Below are 17,912 nucleotides of genomic sequence, written 5' to 3' on the forward strand. Positions count from 1 at the left end.
GGCGGGCCATGGCCAGGGACGGCAACGCCGCGATCATCGAGCAGTTCCTCAGCGACGGCATCACGTACATGTTCGGCAACCCGGGGACGGTCGAGCAGGGCTTCCTCGACGCGCTGGAGGGCTTCGAGGACTTCCACTACATCCTCACCCTGCAGGAGACGGTGGCGGCCGGCATCGCCGACGGCTACGCCCGCGCCACGGGCGGCCCCGCGCTGCTGCAGCTCCACAGCGGCGTGGGGCTGGGCAACGCGATCGGCATGCTGTACCAGGCCAAGCGGGGGCACTCCCCGCTGGTGGTCGTCGCCGGTGAGGCCGGGGTCGGCTACGACGCGATGGACGCCCAGATGGCCGCCGATCTCGTGGCCATGGCCCGGCCCGTCACCAAGCACGCGATGCGCGTGATCGACCCGGGCTCGGTGCTGCGGGTGCTGCGCCGGGCGGTCAAGCTGGCGATGACGCCGCCGCGCGGCCCGGTGTTCGTGGCGCTCCCGCTCGACGTGCTGGACCAGCCCAACCACGAGCCGGTCCAGCCGTCGGTGGTGCCGCACACGGCCGCGCTGCCCGCCCCCGAGCTGGTCCGCCGGGCCGCCGGGCTGCTGTCCGGCGCCCGGTCCCCGATCATCCTGGCCGGCGACGGCGTGTCGGTCTCCGGCGCGCAGGCGGAGCTGACCCGGGTGGCCGAGCAGCTCGGCGCGGACGTGTGGGGCGTGGAGTTCTCCGAGGCGAACATGGACGGCCGGCACCCGCTCTTCCGCGGCCAGCTCGGCCACATGTTCGGCCAGGTCAGCGCGGACGCCGTCAAGGACGCCGACGCCGTGCTGGTGGTGGGCACGTACCTGTTCCCCGAGGTGTTCCCGTCGCTGAGCAGCCCGTTCGGCAAGGACGCGCGGATCGTGCACATCGACCTGGACTCGTACGAGATCGCCAAGAACCACCCGGTCACGCTGGGCCTGGTGGCCGACCCCCGGCTCACGCTGGCGGCGCTGTCGGCGGAGCTGGAGGGCACGCTCAGCAAGGCCGACCGGCAGGCGGCGGCGGCCCGGCTGGCCCGCCGGACGGCGGCGCCGCGCCCGGCGCCGGCCGAGGACTCGATACTCAACGCGTTCATGCGCGAGCTGGCGGCGCGGGCCCCCGAGGACGTGATCGTCTTCGACGAGGGGCTGACCGCCTCCGGCGTGATCGGCTCCTACTTCCCGCCGCGCGGGCCGGGGAGCTGGTTCCTGACCCGCGGCGGCTCGCTCGGCGTGGGCATCCCCGGGGCGATCGGCGCCAAGCTCGCCCATCCGGACCGCACGGTGATCGGCTTCACCGGCGACGGCGGCAGCATGTACACCTTCCAGGCGCTGGCCACCGCCGTCCGGTACGACATCGCCGCCAAGTTCGTGATCTGCAACAACCACAGCTACCGGCTGCTGGACAACAACATCGAGGAGTACTGGCGCGGCCGGGGCATCCCCGGTCACCGCTTTCCTCGCTCCTTCGACCTCTCCTATCCCGACCTCCAGTTCACCGACCTGGCCAGGGGCTGCGGCGTGGACGGGCTGCGGGTGGAGAAGGCCGACCAGATCGAGGAGGCCGTCGAGCGGCTGCTCGGCCACGACGGCCCCTTCCTCATCGACCTCGTCACCGAACCGGGGAGGCCATTGTGAGCGGCATCGAGCCACGGGCCGGCGCGGCGCTGAACGGCCGCAAGATCGCCGTCCTGATGGAGAGCGACTACGTCGAGCCGGAGATCTTCTACTACGAGCGGCGCTTCGCCGAGGCCGGCGCCGAGGTGCACTTCATGACCCGCCTGTGGGGGCAGTCGTCGATCACCTTCACCGGCCACGAGTGGCGGGTGCCGTTCACCGTGGACCGCGGCTTCGAGGGCATCAGCGACCGTGAGCTGCGCTCCTACGCCGCGGTGATCGTGCCCTCGGGGATCGTCTCGGACCGGCTGCGCTTCACCGACGACGTCAACCGGCTGGCGCCGGCCACCGCGTTCGTGCGGCGGGCGCTGGAGGAGCCGTCGATCATCACGGGCGTGATCTGCCACGGCCTGTGGCTGATGGCCGCCGCCCCCGAGACCATGCGCGGGCGCAAGGTCGTCGCGCACAACAACCTCGTGGGCGACGTGCGGAACATGGGCGCCGAGTACGTGGACCAGGACGTGGTCATCGACGGCAACCTGATCACCGGGCGCAGCGTGTACCACTGCCATCTGTTCGCCCACACCATCATCGGCCAGCTCGCCGAGACGCTGTAGGAGCAACGATGAACTTCACCTTCATGGACACCGTGGCCGGGCGGGTCGAACGGTTCGACGCCGGCTCCGGCTCCTTCCGGCTGGCGACCATCGACGGCCGTACGGTCGAGGTGCGCCTGGACGGCGAGGTCTCGGCCGAGCTGCTGCGCAACCTGGGCGAGCCGTACGTGGACGCGGGCGACCACGTGCGCGACATGCTGACGCCGGGCCGCCACCTGTTCGTCTACGGGATCTTCTACCCCGAGGGCGAGGAGCCGGTCTTCTCGGCCAAGCGGCTGATCTTCCTGGGCCGCGGCTCCGGCGAGTACCGGTTCGAGCAGCCCGACTGGTGGATCAACCAGCTCGACGAGATCGCCGCGTTCTACCGCCGCGCCCAGTTCGGGCAGGGGCCGGTCGACTTCCGCGACTACCGGACGATCCTGCGCCTGGGCGGCGACAAGACCGCCAGCCACGTGCAGGAGACCGACACGATCTCGCGGCTGGTGTACGGCATGGCCTCGGCGTACATGCTGACCGGCGACGACGCCTACCTGGAGGTCGCCGAGCGCGGCACCCGCTACCTGCGCGAGCACATGCGCTTCGTGGACCCCGAGAACGACGTCGTGTACTGGTACCACGGCATCAAGGTGGACGGCGAGCACGAGAAGAAGCTGTTCACCTCCGAGTTCGGCGACGACTATGACGCCATCCCGATGTACGAGCAGATCTACGCCCTGGCCGGCCCGACGCAGACCTACCGGGTCACCGGCGACAAGCGCATCGCCTCCGACGTCAACGCCACGCTGCGGCTGTTCGAGAAGTTCTTCCGCGACCACCGGCGCGGCGGCTACTACTCGCACGTCGACCCGATCCTGCTCAGCCCGCACCACGAGTCGCTCGGGCCGAACCAGTCGCGCAAGAACTGGAACTCCATCGGCGACCACGCCCCGGCCTACCTGATCAACTACTACCTGGCCACCGGCGACGAGCGCCACCTGGAGATGCTGGAGCGCACCTTCGACACGATCGTCGAGCACTTCCCCGAGCCGTCGAGCCCGTTCGTCAACGAGCGCTTCCACGACGACTGGAGCCACGACCTGACGCACGGCTGGCAGCAGGACCGCGCGGTCGTCGGGCACAACCTGAAGATCGCCTGGAACCTCATGCGCATGCACGGCGCCCGTCCCAAGGACGCCTACCGGGACCTGGCCGAGCACCTGGCCCGCACCATGCCGGCGGTCGGCAGCGACCAGCAGCGCGGCGGCTGGTACGACGTCGTGGAGCGGCACCGGGCCGAGGGCCAGCGGTGGCACCGCTTCGCCTGGCACGACCGCAAGGCGTGGTGGCAGCAGGAGCAGGCGATCCTGGCGTACCTGATCGTGGCCGGCGAGCTGGGCGGTGACGACCACCTGGAGCAGGCGCGCCAGGCAGCGGGCTTCTACAACGCCTTCTTCCTCGACCACGACGAGGGCGCGGTCTACTTCAACGTGCTGGCCAACGGCCTGCCGTACCTGCTCGGGACCGAGCGGTTCAAGGGCAGCCACTCGATGAGCATGTACCACTCCTCCGAGCTGTGCTTCCTGGCGACCGTCTACACGCGGCTGCTGGTCACGCGGCAGCCGCTCACCCTGCACTTCAAGCCGGGCCCGGACGCCGAGCGCATCCTGCGCGTCGCGCCCGACCTGCTGCCGGCCGGGCGGGTGCTGCTCACCGAGGCCGAGGTGGACGGCAAGCCGTACGAGGTGCTGGACCCGGTGGCGATGACCGTGGAGCTGCCGGACTCCGCCGAGGCGCTGCGCGTCAAGGTGACGCTGACCCCGGTGCAGGAGTGAGCGTGCCCGCCATGGAGATCACGACGGACACGATCGGCCCGGTCACCGTGATCGGGCTCACCGGCCAGCTCGACAGCAGGTCGGCCCCGGCCGCGCAGGAGCGCATCCTGTCGCTGCTGCCGGACAGCCGCCCGGTGCTGCTCGACCTGACCGGCGTCAGCTACCTGTCCAGCGCGGGCCTGCGCACGATGCTGCTGGTCTACCGGCAGGCGCGGACCCTGGACAGCTTCATCGCGCTGGTGGGCCTGTCGGCCGAGCTGCGCGGGGTGATGGCGGCGACCGGGTTCCTGCGCTTCTTCGTCGTCGCCGACTGCGTGGCGGACGCGCTGGAGATCGTCCGGGCCGCCGAGCCGCGGGAGGAGGCCACATGAGTGTGGAGACGCAGGGAGTGCCGGGCCGGATCGACTCCTTCCCGACGGCCGAGCTGGCCGGGTTCGGGGTGCGGGCGGGCCATCCGATGCCGTTCGGCGCCACGCTGGTGCCCGGCGGGGTGAACTTCTCGGTCTACTCCAGCGGCGCGAGCGCGGTCTCGCTGGTGCTGTTCCGGCGCGGCGAGCGGGAGCCGTTCGCCGAGCTGCCCTTCCCCGGCGAGTACCGGATCGGCGGCGTGTGGGCCATGACCGTGTTCGGCCTGGACCACGAGGGCGTCGAGTACGGCTACCGCGTCACCGGCCCGGAGACGCCGGCCCCCGGCGACCGGTTCGACCCGGCCAGGATCCTGGCCGACCCGTACGCCAGGGTCATGTCGGGCCGGGACGTGTGGGGCGCCGAGGTGGACTGGGAGGACCCCTACCCCTACCGGTCGGTGCTGGTCTCCGACGACTTCGACTGGGAGGAGGACCGGCCGCTGCGCGTCGCGCCGGAGGACCTGGTCGTCTACGAGCTGCACGTGCGCGGTTTCACGGCGGACCCGTCCTCGGGGGTGTCGGCGCCGGGCACGTACGCGGGGCTGATCGAGAAGATCCCCTACCTGAAGGCGCTCGGCGTCAACTGCGTGGAGCTGATGCCGGTCTTCGAGTTCGACGAGTTCGACATGAGCCGGGTCAACCCGGTCACCGGCGAGCGCCTGTACAACTACTGGGGCTATTCGACGCTGGGCTTCTTCGCGCCCAAGGCCGGCTACGCGGCCACCGGCCGGTACGGCATGCAGTCCGACGAGTTCAAGAACCTGGTCAAGGAGCTGCACCGGGCCGGGATCGCGGTGGTGCTGGACGTGGTCTTCAACCACACGGCCGAGGGCAACGAGAACGGCCCGACCATCCACTTCCGCGGCCTGGACAACGGCACGTACTACATGCTCACGCCGGAGGGTTACTACTACAACTTCAGCGGCACCGGGAACACCTTCAACTGCAACCACCCGGTGGTGCGCGACTACGTGCTCGACTGCCTGCGCTACTGGGCCGGCGAGTACCACATCGACGGCTTCCGCTTCGACCTGGCCGCGATCCTGGACCGCGGCCAGGACGGCGCGCCGCTGGCGAACCCGCCGCTGATCGAGACGCTGGCCCACGATCCGCTGCTGCGCGACTGCCTGCTGATCGCCGAGGCGTGGGACGCGGGCGGCCTGTACCAGGTGGGCTCCTTCCCCGGCTACCAGCGCTGGTCGGAGTGGAACGGCCGCTACCGCGACGCGCTGCGCCGCTTCCTGAAGGCCGCCCCCGGCTCGGCCGGCGAGCTGGCCACCCGGCTGGTCGGCTCGCCCGACCTGTACGCCTCCCGCGGCACGCTGGCCTCGGTCAACTTCGTCACCTGCCACGACGGGTTCACGCTGGCGGACCTGTTCGCCTACGACGGCAAGCACAACGAGGCCAACGGCGAGGACAACCGCGACGGCAACGACGACAACCAGAGCTGGAACTGCGGCGCCGAGGGCCCGACCCAGGACGCCGAGGTGCTGGCGCTGCGCGGGCGGCAGGCCAGGAACGCGATGCTGCTGCTCCTGCTCAGCCAGGGCATCCCGATGATCCTGGCCGGCGACGAGGTCGGCCGCACCCAGCAGGGCAACAACAACGCCTACTGCCACGACGGCCCGCTGTCGTGGTTCGACTGGGCCCTGACCGAGCGCAACGGCGGCCTGCTGCGGTTCGTGCGCGAGTGCGTCGCCTTCCGCGCCGCGCACCCGATGGTGCGTGACCGCCGCCACCCGTGCGGCGACGAGGGCGCCGGCGGGCTGCCGCAGGTGTCCTGGCACGGCGAGCGGGCCGGCCGGCCCGACTGGTCGCCGGACAGCACGCTGGTGGCGATGCTGCGCAGCGGCCCGGCGGCCGGCGGCGGCGCGGAGCACCTGTACCTGGCCGCCAACACCCACTGGCAGGCGCGGGAGCTGGAGCTGCCCGTCCTGCCGGACGGCGCGGTGTGGCACCTGTTCGCCGACACCGCCGCCGCCGCCCCCGGCGACGTCCACCCGCCGGGCCAGGAGCCGCCGCTGGCCGACCAGCGGCGGATCGTCGTCGGCCCGCGGGCCGCGGTCGCGCTGGTCGGCCGCGCCCACCACTGAAATCCCCGAAGGAGATCCCATGTCGTTCAACGCGATCCTGACCCACGACGGCAGCACCGCACTGATCACGCTGGAGGGCGAGCTGGACGCCCTGACCGCCGAGACCTTCAGGAGGGAGGTGGAGCGCGCGGCCGAGGCCGCGGCCGAGCTGCTGGTGCTGGAGATGTCGCAGCTCAGCTACATGTCCTCGGCCGGGCTGCGCGGGCTGGTGTTCGCCCGGCAGAAGCTGGCCGACGACGTGCGCATCGTGCTGGTCGGCGCCAACGACGCCATCGAGCAGACCATCCGGCTGGTCGGCTTCCACCACAGCGTGGACTTCAGCGATGCGATCCCCGAGTAGGCAGGCCATGGAGCGGCTCAGGCTCCCCGCCGAGCCCGAGTCGCTGGACGAGCTGATGGCCTACGTGCAGACGCTGAGCGCGCTCGGCGGGCTGACCCGCACGCGCGCCCACTGGCTGCGGCTGGCCGCCGAGGAGCTGATCGTCAACATCATCACGCACGGCCACCGCGACCGGCCGGGCGAGCTGGAGCTGACCGGCGGGGTGGAGCCGGGCCGGGTGTGGCTGCGCCTGACCGACTCGGCGCCGCCGTTCGACCCGACCGCCTACGAGGCCGTTCCCGACCTGGAACGGCCGCTGGGCGAGCGCCGGCCGGGCGGGCTGGGCGTCTACCTGGCCCGTACGGTCGCCGACCAGGTCCGCTACGAGTACAGCTCGGGTCGTAACCGGACGACCATCATCATGAACCGCGTCTAGGAGGTACCGATGGATGCGGAGGTGACCCTCGTCGTCAGCGGCCCATCACCAGCAGCGGAAGAGCTGTGCCTGCTGCTGGCCGCCGACGGCGCTCCCGTGGCCAGGCGCACCCCCGAGCAGCTGCTGGCCGAGGCGCCTCCGCCCACCGGTCTGCTGCTGGTGAACGCGAGCCTCGACGTGGAGGTCGTGCGCGAGGTGACGCGGGTCGTCCAGGCCGGCGCGCGGCCGCCCGTCGTGGTCGCGTTCACCGACGGCGACCTGCGTCAGCTGGAACCGCACGTGCTGGCCGGGCTGGACTACGTCGTCCCGCCCTTCGTGCCGGAGCTGCTGCACCGCAGGCTGCGGGCGGGCCAGGTGTTCGGGCGCTTCCCGGGCGCCGAGGAGGAGGCGGTGCTGAAGTACGAGCGCGAGCTGCAGATCGGGCGGGAGATCCAGGCGGGCTTCCTGCCCGAGGCGCTGCCGGCCCGCGCCGGCTGGCAGCTCACCGTCCGGTTCCAGCCGGCCAGGGAGGTCGCGGGGGACTTCTACGACGCCCTGGAGCTGCTGGGCGGGTCGCGGATCGGGCTGGTGGTGGCCGACGTGTGCGACAAGGGCGTCGGCGCCGCCCTGTTCATGGCCCTGATCAGGACCCTGCTGCGGCACACGGCCGCCCACGTGGAGACCGGCGAGGCCGGCCTGGTGCAGGACGACGCCACGCCGCTGCTGCGCGCGGTGATCGCGACCAACGACTACCTGACCGCCAACCACCTGCGCCAGGGCTACTTCGCCACGCTGTTCTTCGGCGTGCTCGACCCGGTCACCGGCGCGCTGGTCTACATCAACTGCGGGCACAACCCGCCCATCATCCGCCACGCGGGCGGCGGCCACACCCTGCTGCGTCCCACCGGGCCGGCGCTGGGGCTGGTGCCCGACTCCGTCTTCGAGGTCGGCAGGGCCCACCTGGACCAGGGGGACCTGCTGTTCGCCTACACCGACGGCGTGCCCGAGGCCAGGGACGAGTCCGGCCGCTTCTTCAGCGAGGAGCTCATGCTGACCCTCGTCTCGCAGCCCGCCACCGGCGCGGACGACCTGCTGGACAGGCTCGAACGGGAGATCAGCGCGCACATCGGGTCCGCCGAGCAGTTCGACGACATCACCATGATCGCTCTACGTAGGACACCCACGGGGAAGTACGGACAATGAACGAGATCGCCGGAATCGCATTGGCGGGCGGACAGGGTCTCAGGGCCCGGCCGCTCACCCTGGAGGCCCCCGGCCACCTGCGGAGCAAGGCCACGGTCTGCTTCGCCGGACGGCCGGTCATCGAATGGCAGATCATGGCCCTGCGCGACCAGGGGGTCAGCGACTTCTACCTGATCGCCAACGGCCGGGAGAACCGCTACCAGGCCAAGGACGTGCTCGGCCACGGCGAGGGGCTGGGCGTGCGCGTGCGCTACTCGCGGCCCCGGATGGACTGGACCAACACCGGTTCCGGCGAGGCGACGCTGAGCAGCCTGGACTACTGGCAGCTCGACGGCCTGGCGCTGGTCTTCCCGACCGACTCGCTGTTCGAGTTCGACCTGGAGGAGCTGGTCCGCCGCCACCGCGACAGCGACGCGGTGGTCACCGTGGCCGTGGTCGAGCGGCCGGCCGAGGAGGTGGCAGGCAAGTACGGCACGATGGTCACGGACGCGTCCGGGCAGATCCGGCGTTTCGTGGAGAAACCACCGCTGGCCGAGGTGCACGCCCTGGCCGCCGACCCGGCCCGGGTGCCCGTCAACGCCGGACTTTACCTGGTCGACTGCGGGCGGCTGCGGAAGCTGGCCGGGGAGCCGGCGCTGGCCGAGCTGGCCCGCCACCGGCTCGACTGGGGGCACGACCTGCTCCCGTGGCTGGTGGAGGCCGGGCACCGGGTCGGCATCGCGCCCATCGCCAAGCTGGGCGACCTGGGCAACCTGCGCGACTATCTCGGCACGCTGACCGACGCGCTGAGCGGCGGCTACCCGCACGTGCTCAAGGGCATGCTGCGCGCCTACCCGGGCAACGTGCGCATCCACGAGTCCTCGCTGCGCCAGCGGGACGCGACGTCGGGCATGACGCTGGCCGAGAAGATCAGCGCGGGCCTGGTCAGGATCGGGCCGAACGTGCACATCGGCCGGGACGTCGAGATCGGCCCCGGCGTGGTCGTCTCCGACTCCGCGATCGGCGACGGCGTCGACCTGCACACCGGATGCCGGCTGCAGCGGGTGGCCTGCCTGGACGGCGCGATCATCGGCCCCTGGGCGCGGCTCACCGACACGCACGTGGGGACGATGGTCACGGTGGAGTCGTTCGTGGACTGCGTGACCGTGCTGAGCGGCTACAGCGCGCTGGGCAACGGAGTGACGGTTCAGGCCGGCGTGCGGCTGTCCGGGGTGACGGTGTACCCGGGGCTGACCGTGCCGGCGCACTGCGAGGCCGCCGCCGGCACCTCGTTCGAGACCATCGCCGACCTGCAGGACGCGTGACACATGACTGAGACGCTGGTGTTGACCGAGATCTCCGAGATCGCCGCGGGCCGCGTGCCCGTCGTGGGCGTCCGGCCCGTCGTGGCGGGCGGGTGCCGGCCCGCGCGCGCGGTGCCGGGCGAGCCGTTCGAGGTGTCGGCGACGCTGTTCCGTGAGGGGCACGGCGTGGTGGGCGCGAACGTCGTGCTCACCGACCCCGACGGCAAGCAGGCCGCCTGGATCCCGATGGCGGCCGTCTCCCAGGGCTCCGACCGGTACGCGGCCGAGGTGGCCGCCCACCGGGAGGGCGAGTGGACGTTCCGGGTGGAGGCGTGGAGCGACCCGGTGGCGACCTGGCTGCACGTGGCCGAGGTGAAGATCCCCGCCGCGATCGACGTGGCCGTCACGATGGAGGCCGGCGCCCGGCTGCTGACCAGGGCCGCCGCCCAGCCCGAGGTGCCGCCCGCCGACGCCCGGCTGCTGCGCGTGGCCGCCGCGACGCTGCGCGACGGCGAACTGGACCCCGAGGCGCGGCTGGCGATCGCGCTGGCCGAGCCGGTGCTGCGGACGCTGGCCCGCCGGCCGCTGCGCGACCACGTGACGGCCGGTGAGGACCTGCCGCTGCTGGTGGAGCGCGAACGGGCGCTGTACGGGGCCTGGTACGAGTTCTTCCCCCGCTCCGAGGGCGCCGTGGTGGACCCCACGGGCTGTCACCCGCCGCGCTCGGGCACCTTCCGGACCGCGGCCGAGCGGCTGCCCGCCGTCGCGGCGATGGGCTTCGACGTGGTCTACCTGCCGCCGATCCATCCGATCGGCCGGACCAACCGCAAGGGGCCGGGCAACTCGCCCATCGCCGGGCCGCACGACCCCGGCTCGCCGTGGGCGATCGGCTCGGCGGCGGGCGGGCACGACGCCGTCCACCCCGACCTGGGGACGATCGACGACTTCGACTTCTTCGTGGCCAGGGCCGCCGAGCTGGGCCTGGAGGTGGCGCTGGACTTCGCGTTGCAGTGCTCGCCCGACCACCCGTGGGTACGGGAGCACCCGCGGTGGTTCGAGCACCGGCCCGACGGCAGCATCGCCTACGCCGAGAACCCGCCCAAGAAGTACCAGGACATCTACCCGATCTGCTTCGACGCCGACCCCGGCGGCATCCTGGCCGAGTCGCTGCGGGTGCTGCGCCACTGGATGGGCCACGGGGTGCGGATCTTTCGGGTGGACAACCCGCACACCAAGCCGGTGTTCTTCTGGGAACGCCTGATCGCCGAGATCAACCGCACCGACCCGGACGTCGTCTTCCTGGCCGAGGCGTTCACCCGGCCGGCGATCATGCACACGCTGGCCGCGGTCGGCTTCCAGCAGTCCTACACCTACTTCACCTGGCGCAACGCCAAGCCGGAGCTGGAGAGCTACCTGGGCGAGCTGGCCGGGGAGGCGGCGGCGTACATGCGGCCGAACCTGTTCGTCAACACGCCGGACATCCTGCACGCCTACCTGCAGGAGGGCGGGCCGGCCGCGTTCCGGGTGCGGGCCGCGCTGGCCGCGACGGCCTCCCCGACCTGGGGCGTGTACGCCGGGTTCGAGCTGTGCGAGCGGGAGCCGGCCGCGCCGGGCAGCGAGGAGTACAAGGACTCGGAGAAGTACCAGTACCGGCCGCGCGACTGGTCGGCGGGCGGCACGCTGGCGCCCTTCCTGGCCGCGCTGAACCGGGTCCGCCGCCGCCATCCGGCCCTGCGCCTGCTGCGCAACCTGCGTTTCCAGCACGCCGACGACGACGCCGTGCTCTGCTTCGCCAAGCAGGCGGGCGAGGACACCGTGATCGTCGTGGTCAACCTCGATCCGCACCACGTGCGGCAGGCCACGGTGACGCTGGACCTGCCCGACCTCGGGCCGTCCTTCCGGGTGCGCGACGAGCTGACCGGCGAGGTCTACCAGTGGGGGGCGCGCAACTTCGTGCGGCTGGACCCGTCCAGGCAGCCGGCGCACATCCTGACGGTGGAGCGGTGATGGACGTCCTGACCGGCGGGGGACCGTCCGTCCTGGGCGAGCTGGACCTGCACCTCATCGGCGAGGGCAGGCACGAGGAGCTGTGGCGGGCGCTGGGCGGCCGCACCCGGACGGTGGGCGGCGTGGCGGGCGTCTCGTTCGCGGTGTGGGCGCCGGGCGCGCGCGAGGTGCGGCTGGTGGGCGACCTGAACGGCTGGGACGGCGCCGGGCACGCGCTGCGCCGGGCGCCCGGCGGCGGCCTGTGGGAGCTGTTCGTGCCCGGGGCCGGCGACGGCTGCCGGTACATGTACGAGATCACCGGCGCGGACGGCCGGACCCGGCGCAAGGCCGACCCGCTGGCCCTGGCGGCCGAGCACCCGCCGCGCACCGCCTCGGTGGTGTTCACCTCGCGGCACCGCTGGCGCGACGGCGCGTGGCTGGCCGCCCGCGGCGACGGCCCGGCCCGCGAGGCGCCCATGAGCGTGTACGAGCTGCACCTGGGCTCCTGGCGGCGCGGCCTGACCTACCGCGACCTGGCCGAGCAGTTGCCCGGGTACCTGCGCGGCATGGGCTTCACCCACGTGGAGCTCATGCCGGTGGCCGAGCATCCCTTCGGCGGCTCGTGGGGCTACCAGATCTCCTCCTACTACGCGCCGAGCTCCCGTTACGGCACCCCGGACGACTTCCGCGCCCTGGTCGAGGCGCTGCACCTGGCCGGGATCGGGGTGATACTCGACTGGGTGCCCGCGCACTTCCCGCGCGACGACTGGGCACTGGCCCGCTTCGACGGCGGCCCCCTGTACGAGCACCCCGACCCGCTGCGCGGCGAGCACCCCGACTGGGGCACGCTCACCTTCGACCTGGGCCGCCCGCAGGTGCGCAACTTCCTCATCGCCAACGCCCTGTACTGGTGCGAGGAGTTCCACGTCGACGCGCTGCGCGTGGACGCCGTCGCCTCGATGTTGTACCTGGACTACTCCCGCCCGGACGGCGCCTGGCGGCCCAACGCGCACGGCGGCAGGGAGCATCTGGAGGCGATCGCGTTCCTGCGGGAGCTGAACGACGCCGTCCACCGGCGCTGTCCCGGGGCGCTGACGATCGCCGAGGAGTCCACGGCGTGGGAGGGGGTGACGAGGCCGACGTCCGCCGGCGGGCTGGGGTTCGACTTCAAGTGGAACATGGGCTGGATGCACGACACGCTCGGCTACATGCGGCGCGACCCGGTGCACCGGCCGTACCACCATCACGCGCTGACGTTCGGGCTGACGTACGCGTACGCCGAGGACTTCGTGCTGCCGCTCAGCCATGACGAGCTGGTGCACGGCAAGGGCTCGCTGGCCGGCAAGATGCCGGGCGACGAGTGGCAGCGGCTGGCCAACCTGCGCGCGTACCTGGCCTTCATGTGGGCGCATCCGGGCAAGAAGCTGCTGTTCATGGGCCAGGAGTTCGCGCAGGGCAGCGAGTGGTCCCATGACCGCGAGCTGGACTGGGCGCTGCTGCGCGACCCGCGGCACAAGGGCGTGCGCGACCTGGTCAGGGACCTCAACCGGCGCTACGCCGCCACCCCGGCGCTGTGGCGGCTGGACTGCTCCCCCGGCGGCTTCACCTGGATCGACGCCGACGACGCCGGTTCCAGCGTCTACTCCTTCGTGCGCCGGGACCGGTGGGGGGGCGCCGCTGGTGTGCGTGAGCAACCTGTCGCCGGTGCCGCGGCACGGGCACCGGCTGGCGCTCCCCTCCGGCGGGCGCTGGCACGAGGCGCTCAATACCGACGCCGCCTGTTACGGCGGCGGGAACCTCGGCAACCTGGGCTCGGTCATCTGCTCGGAGGGGGGTGCGGTCGCCGAGGTGCTGCTGCCGCCGCTGGCGACGCTCTGGCTGGTCCCCGGAGAGGGGGCGTCAGAGCGTCAGCGGTGACGCGGCCATGGCGGAGGAGGCGTCAGAGCGTCAGCAGTGAGGCGGCCATGGCCTTGTTCACCGCGTCGAGGCGGGAGGTGGCGTCGAGTTTGGTGAAGATGTTGCGCAGGTGACGCTTGACCGTGCCTTCGGCGATCATCAGCCGGGTGGCGATCTGGGCGTTGCTGAGGCCCTGGGCGGCCAGGGACAGCACGCTCAGCTCCCGCTCGGACAGCTTCCCGGCGCGCGGCCGGCCGGACATCATCAGGCTCTCCCGCGACACCGACAGGACCACGCGCTCGGCGTCCGCGCAGACGCCGCGGATGGCCTGCACCAGCTCCTCCCGGCCGACGCTCTTGAGCAGGTAGCCGCGCACGCCGTGGGCGATCAGCTCCTGCACCAGCACCGGGTCGTCGTACATGCTCAGCACGATGACGCGGGACCGGGGCGAGACCCGGTGGATGTGGGTGGTGGTGCGCACGACGCCGTCGCCGGGCATCTCCACGTCGAGCACCACGACGTCCGGCCGCAGCGCCTCGGCCGACTTCACCGCCGCGCGCGCGTCCCCCGCGGTGGCGACGACACGAAGGTCGGGTTCGAGCTCCAGCGTCTGCTTGAGCGTCTCCCGCAGGATCGTGTGGTCGTCGGCGATGAGGACGTCAATGCTGCCTTCTCTTTGCATCCGATGTTTCCTTCGGCCGCTCGTCCCGGACAGGCCGGACAGGGGCACGGAAGACGACCTCGGTGCCCTTCCCGGGGGTGCTCTCTATGGTCACCAGGCCGCCCAGAGCGACCCCGCGCTCGCGCATGGAGGTCAGGCCGTTCCCCTGTTTCGCGCGCCACCCCGAGAAACCCCGGCCATTGTCCCGCACAATTGCTGTGATCCGGTCGTGCGCAATCTTGACGCACACTTCGAGCAGGTCGGCGCCCGCGTGGGAGATGCTGTTGGTAATGGCTTCGCGTAATATCAGGAATAACTCGTCCCGAATACGCGGAGGCAGGCCCTCGACATCGCCGATAAGGGTGACGCGATGCTCCAGCCGCGGGTCCACAATGGTCGTCATGAGCCGCACGAGCGCTTGCTCCATTCCCGGCCAATGGGCGTGAACGCGCAGGTCGGATATGACGTCGCGGATTTCCTGGTGGGCTCTCAGCAGCGCGGCCTTCGCCTCCTTCACATGCACCGGGAAACCGTCCGTACCACGTGCGTGACCGATTTCGGCGAGCTCCAGCTGCCGGCTCGCCACGCTGATCTCGTGGCCCACCCGATCATGCAGGTCGCGGGAAATTCGCCGCCATTCCCGGGCGTCGCCGCGGCCACCGTCCATCGGCCCGGCCAGGGCCCCGGAAGAACGGTCCGTACTGGCCTTGAGCCGGGCCACCATCAGGTCGAGAAGCTCTTCCGCCAACTCCGCGCACTCGCCGGGAGCGGCCCCGGAAGTTGATTCTTCAATTTCGCCGCACAGCTGTGCCAAGATCGCAGCCTTATGGGCCTCGATCCGCTCGGCTATCACAACCGTGGGCTGGATGTTGCACTGCACTGGTCATCCCCCGTAGTGTGTGTCGCCTTACTCAGTCACCGGCGCAGATCCCCGCATCATATGATCACATGATTCCGGCGGATGCAAGAGTGCACTCCAGACTCATCGGGCGGCAAGTCCATTACCCGCACATCCTGACTGAGGCCGCGTGTGATGTAATACCGGGTTATCGATGAGCACCCGGTAGATGCCTCAGGGAGTACTCCCTTTAATACTCCCGGACAGCTCCGCTGCCACCTTGGTGTTACTCTCTTGTGCGAACCAAAACTTAACTGCGATCCTGACCGCGTTCGCCATTACGGATCTTCTCTAATGCAGGTGAGGGGCGGTCATGAGAGAACTCGCGGTGAACGAGCGCGAAGAGTTCGCGGAATTCTTCGGTACGATATTCGGTTCGCTGCCGCGCTCCGACCAGCGTAGCGCGGCCGAGTCGTACGTGCTGGGGCTGCTGCACGCGGGCGGGCGCAAGTCCATCCAGCGCATCGCCGACGAGGTGGGCGGCCCGCACAACGGCCAGTCGCTCCAGCAGTTCGTCAACCAGAGCCGCTGGGACCCGCGCCCGGTCCGCCGCACCGTCGCCGACGTGCTGGCGGCCGGCGCGCCCCCGGCCGCGTGGCTGGTGGAGGAGGTGGCCTTCGCCAAGCACGGCCGCTGGTCGGCGGGCGTCGAGCGCCAGTACGTGCGCGGCCTCGGCCGCACGGTCAACTGCCAGGTGGGCGCGGCCGTGCTGATGAGCTCGGGCGAGGCGGCCGTGCCGGTCAACTGGCGGCTGTGCCTGCCGCACTCGTGGGAGGCCGACCACGACCGGCGGGCCCGGGCGCACGTGCCCGACCAGGAGCGGCACCGCCCCTTCGGCGAGCACGTGATCGACCTGGTCGACGACCTGACGCTCGACTGGGGCACGCCCGTCGCGCCGCTGGTGGCCGACCTCACCCACGTCAGGGGCGTCGCCGACCTGCTGCGCGGCCTGGAGGACCGCGGCCTCGACTACGTCGTCGAGGTCGACGCCCGCCACCGGGTCAGGGCCTCGATGAGCGTGGTGCGCGGGGGCGGCCCGCGGGCCCGCGTCGCGCTGGCCGAGGCGGCGCAGGCCGCGGCCGGGGTGGAGCGGCGCACGGTGGCCTGGTGGGAGGGGCCGCGGGGGCGGTCGCTGCGTTCGCAGTTCGTCCTCCTGCCGGTCTCCGACGAACAGGCGCGCTCGCGCAGGCTGCTGGTGGAGTGGCCGCTCGGCCGGCCGCGGCCGCGGGCGTTCTGGCTGACGAACATGTCCGTGCCGGCGCAGGAGCTGGTCGCGCTGGCCAAGTCCCGCTGGCGGGCCGCCCACGCCATCGGCGAGCTGGCCGAGGGCTTCGGGCTGTTCGACTACGAGGGCCGTTCCTTTCACGGCTGGCACCACCACGTCACGCTGGCCTCGGCCGCCTACGCCTTCGACGTGCGCTGGCGGCTGGACGCGGGCGCCGAGCCCGCGTTGCTGCCCGCGTGAGCACCCGAACGACGTACGAGGAGTCACACCGCTCGATGAAGCCGAAAGCAGACAAGCAAGTCACCTGGGTCGAGCTCTTCTTCGACCTGGTCTTCGTGTTCGCCGTCACCCAGCTGTCCGACCTGCTCCACCGCGGCCACGGCTGGGGCAGCGTGGGGCAGGCCGTCGTCGTGCTGGTGCCGACGTACTGGGCCTGGGTGGGCATGGCGGTGCACGCCAACACCCGCGACGTCAACAACACCCCCGACCGGCTGGGCATCCTGGCGCTCAGCCTGTGCGGCCTGTTCATGGCGCTGGCCACCCCCCTGGCCTACGAGGAGCGCGGCCTGATGTTCGGCGCCGCCTACTTCGCCCAGCGCTCGCTGCTGGCCGCCCTGTACTTCCGCGGCCGGCCGTTCGAGCTGGTCAACCCCTTCACGCTCTCGGTGTGCGTGACCGGGCCGCTGCTGCTGGCCGGGGGCCTGCTGGACAGCGGCACGCGGGTGTGGGTCTGGGCCGCGGCCGCCGCCATCGACCTGGCCGCGCCGGTGCTGACCCGCAGCCACCTGGTGCGGGTCACCTTCCACCCCCATCACTTACCCGAGCGGTTCGGCCTGTTGCTGATCATCGCGATGGGTGAGCCGATCCTGGCCATCGGCGCGCAGGCGTCGTCGGCGCGCCCGCTGGCCGTGGGCTCGATCGGCGCGGTCGCCGCGACGTTCGTGCTGGCCTGCGCGCTGTGGTGGGTGTACTTCATCTTCGCCGCCGAGTCGCTGCCCAAGGCCCTGGACGAGGCCGTGATCCGCACCGACCTGATCCGGCGCGTCTTCTCCTACGGCCACCTGGCCTTCATCGGGTCGATCATGGCGATGGCAGTGGGCATGGCCGAGGTCGTCTCCCATCCGGGCCAGGTCTTCGCCCCACCCGTGACCGCGCTGCTGTTCGGCGGCTGCGCCCTGTACTTCGCGACGTTCTGCTACGCCCGCTGGCACATCTTCGGCAAGTGGTCGGGGCCGCAGCTCGCCATGCCGGTGGCCAGCCTGGCGATCATCCCGATCTCGTTGCAGGCGCCGGCGCTGCTGTCCGTGGCCGCCCTGGTGCTCGTGGTGATGACGTTCAACTTCCTGGAACATTCGCGGGCCAGATCCGAGTCCGACGCCTTGACTTAGCGCGCGCTCTAACCGGCAAGGTGAGGGCGGCGGCGCCCGTCGTGCGGGCCGCCACCAGGACCTGAGCCGGGTGGACAACTGA

General features: G+C 71.5%; 14 protein-coding genes and 1 pseudogene. 13 read left to right on the forward strand and 2 right to left on the reverse strand.

Annotated elements, in window-relative coordinates; all coding sequences use genetic code 11:
* Positions 1–8 precede the first annotated feature (8 nt).
* The 11 genes and pseudogenes from AB0J46_RS22365 to glgB form a co-directional block, all read left to right on the forward strand.
* Positions 9–1,649 (forward strand): thiamine pyrophosphate-binding protein, encoded by a 1,641-nt coding sequence (locus AB0J46_RS22365; protein ID WP_364334936.1) that lies wholly within the window; start codon positions 9–11, stop codon positions 1,647–1,649.
* On the forward strand, positions 1,646–2,245 hold the full coding sequence (locus AB0J46_RS22370) for a DJ-1/PfpI family protein (protein ID WP_358297548.1): 600 nt from the start codon (positions 1,646–1,648) through the stop codon (positions 2,243–2,245). Before AB0J46_RS22365 ends, AB0J46_RS22370 begins: the two co-directional genes overlap by 4 nt.
* Before the next feature lie 8 nt (positions 2,246–2,253).
* Positions 2,254–4,056 (forward strand): AGE family epimerase/isomerase, encoded by a 1,803-nt coding sequence (locus tag AB0J46_RS22375; RefSeq protein WP_364334940.1) that lies wholly within the window; start codon positions 2,254–2,256, stop codon positions 4,054–4,056.
* A gap of 11 nt (positions 4,057–4,067) precedes the next feature.
* The gene (locus tag AB0J46_RS22380) at positions 4,068–4,427 is read left to right on the forward strand and encodes an STAS domain-containing protein (protein WP_358010729.1); all 360 of its coding nucleotides are present in this window, start codon (positions 4,068–4,070) and stop codon (positions 4,425–4,427) included.
* Positions 4,424–6,556, forward strand: a complete 2,133-nt coding sequence (glgX, locus tag AB0J46_RS22385) for a glycogen debranching protein GlgX (protein ID WP_364334942.1) — start codon at positions 4,424–4,426, stop codon at positions 6,554–6,556. The genes AB0J46_RS22380 and glgX overlap by 4 nt, the downstream gene beginning before the upstream one ends.
* A gap of 19 nt (positions 6,557–6,575) precedes the next feature.
* Positions 6,576–6,896, forward strand: a complete 321-nt coding sequence (locus AB0J46_RS22390) for an anti-sigma factor antagonist (protein WP_352329001.1) — start codon at positions 6,576–6,578, stop codon at positions 6,894–6,896.
* Positions 6,880–7,311: an ATP-binding protein gene (locus AB0J46_RS22395; RefSeq protein WP_364334945.1), complete on the forward strand. Its 432-nt coding sequence runs from the start codon at positions 6,880–6,882 to the stop codon at positions 7,309–7,311. Before AB0J46_RS22390 ends, AB0J46_RS22395 begins: the two co-directional genes overlap by 17 nt.
* Before the next feature lie 9 nt (positions 7,312–7,320).
* Entirely contained in the window at positions 7,321–8,493 is a 1,173-nt protein-coding gene (locus tag AB0J46_RS22400) for a PP2C family protein-serine/threonine phosphatase (protein ID WP_364334948.1), read from the forward strand.
* A complete protein-coding gene (locus AB0J46_RS22405) occupies positions 8,490–9,797 on the forward strand; it encodes an NDP-sugar synthase (RefSeq protein WP_364334951.1) in 1,308 nt (435 codons plus the stop codon). Before AB0J46_RS22400 ends, AB0J46_RS22405 begins: the two co-directional genes overlap by 4 nt.
* A gap of 3 nt (positions 9,798–9,800) precedes the next feature.
* Complete coding sequence (locus AB0J46_RS22410) at positions 9,801–11,783, forward strand: alpha-1,4-glucan--maltose-1-phosphate maltosyltransferase (protein ID WP_364334954.1); 1,983 nt, start codon at positions 9,801–9,803, stop codon at positions 11,781–11,783.
* 32 nt (positions 11,784–11,815) lie between these two features.
* Positions 11,816–13,679 (forward strand): annotated as a pseudogene (glgB, locus tag AB0J46_RS22415) (1,4-alpha-glucan branching protein GlgB); the annotation flags it as partial.
* 22 nt (positions 13,680–13,701) lie between these two features.
* Here the strand turns inward: glgB and AB0J46_RS22420 are convergent.
* Together AB0J46_RS22420 and AB0J46_RS22425 are read right to left on the reverse strand one after the other, a co-directional pair.
* Complete coding sequence (locus AB0J46_RS22420; protein ID WP_358297574.1) at positions 13,702–14,340, reverse strand: response regulator transcription factor; 639 nt, start codon at positions 14,338–14,340, stop codon at positions 13,702–13,704.
* Positions 14,318–15,199 (reverse strand): histidine kinase, encoded by an 882-nt coding sequence (locus tag AB0J46_RS22425; protein WP_364334957.1) that lies wholly within the window; start codon positions 15,197–15,199, stop codon positions 14,318–14,320. The genes AB0J46_RS22420 and AB0J46_RS22425 overlap by 23 nt, the downstream gene beginning before the upstream one ends.
* Positions 15,200–15,530: 331 nt before the next feature.
* On the opposite strand from AB0J46_RS22425, the gene AB0J46_RS22430 reads away from it, so the two are divergent.
* Positions 15,531–16,682, forward strand: a complete 1,152-nt coding sequence (locus tag AB0J46_RS22430) for an IS701 family transposase (RefSeq protein ID WP_364334960.1) — start codon at positions 15,531–15,533, stop codon at positions 16,680–16,682.
* Between the two features lie 35 nt (positions 16,683–16,717).
* On the forward strand, positions 16,718–17,830 hold the full coding sequence (locus tag AB0J46_RS22435) for a low temperature requirement protein A (protein WP_364334962.1): 1,113 nt from the start codon (positions 16,718–16,720) through the stop codon (positions 17,828–17,830).
* Positions 17,831–17,912: the final 82 nt, after the last annotated feature.

Origin of the sequence: Nonomuraea sp. NPDC049758, from assembly GCF_040674635.1 — a bacterium.
GTDB lineage: Bacteria > Actinomycetota > Actinomycetes > Streptosporangiales > Streptosporangiaceae > Nonomuraea.

Coding starts and splice junctions, on each gene's coding strand:
- AB0J46_RS22365 (WP_364334936.1), top strand. CDS start 9: ATGGCCAGGGACGGCAACGCCGCGATCATCGAGCAGTTCCTCAGCGAC.
- AB0J46_RS22375 (WP_364334940.1), top strand. CDS start 2,254: ATGAACTTCACCTTCATGGACACCGTGGCCGGGCGGGTCGAACGGTTC.
- AB0J46_RS22380 (WP_358010729.1), top strand. CDS start 4,068: ATGGAGATCACGACGGACACGATCGGCCCGGTCACCGTGATCGGGCTC.
- glgX (WP_364334942.1), top strand. CDS start 4,424: ATGAGTGTGGAGACGCAGGGAGTGCCGGGCCGGATCGACTCCTTCCCG.
- AB0J46_RS22390 (WP_352329001.1), top strand. CDS start 6,576: ATGTCGTTCAACGCGATCCTGACCCACGACGGCAGCACCGCACTGATC.
- AB0J46_RS22395 (WP_364334945.1), top strand. CDS start 6,880: ATGCGATCCCCGAGTAGGCAGGCCATGGAGCGGCTCAGGCTCCCCGCC.
- AB0J46_RS22400 (WP_364334948.1), top strand. CDS start 7,321: ATGGATGCGGAGGTGACCCTCGTCGTCAGCGGCCCATCACCAGCAGCG.
- AB0J46_RS22405 (WP_364334951.1), top strand. CDS start 8,490: ATGAACGAGATCGCCGGAATCGCATTGGCGGGCGGACAGGGTCTCAGG.
- AB0J46_RS22410 (WP_364334954.1), top strand. CDS start 9,801: ATGACTGAGACGCTGGTGTTGACCGAGATCTCCGAGATCGCCGCGGGC.
- AB0J46_RS22420 (WP_358297574.1), bottom strand. CDS start 14,340: ATGCAAAGAGAAGGCAGCATTGACGTCCTCATCGCCGACGACCACACG.
- AB0J46_RS22430 (WP_364334960.1), top strand. CDS start 15,531: ATGAGAGAACTCGCGGTGAACGAGCGCGAAGAGTTCGCGGAATTCTTC.
- AB0J46_RS22435 (WP_364334962.1), top strand. CDS start 16,718: ATGAAGCCGAAAGCAGACAAGCAAGTCACCTGGGTCGAGCTCTTCTTC.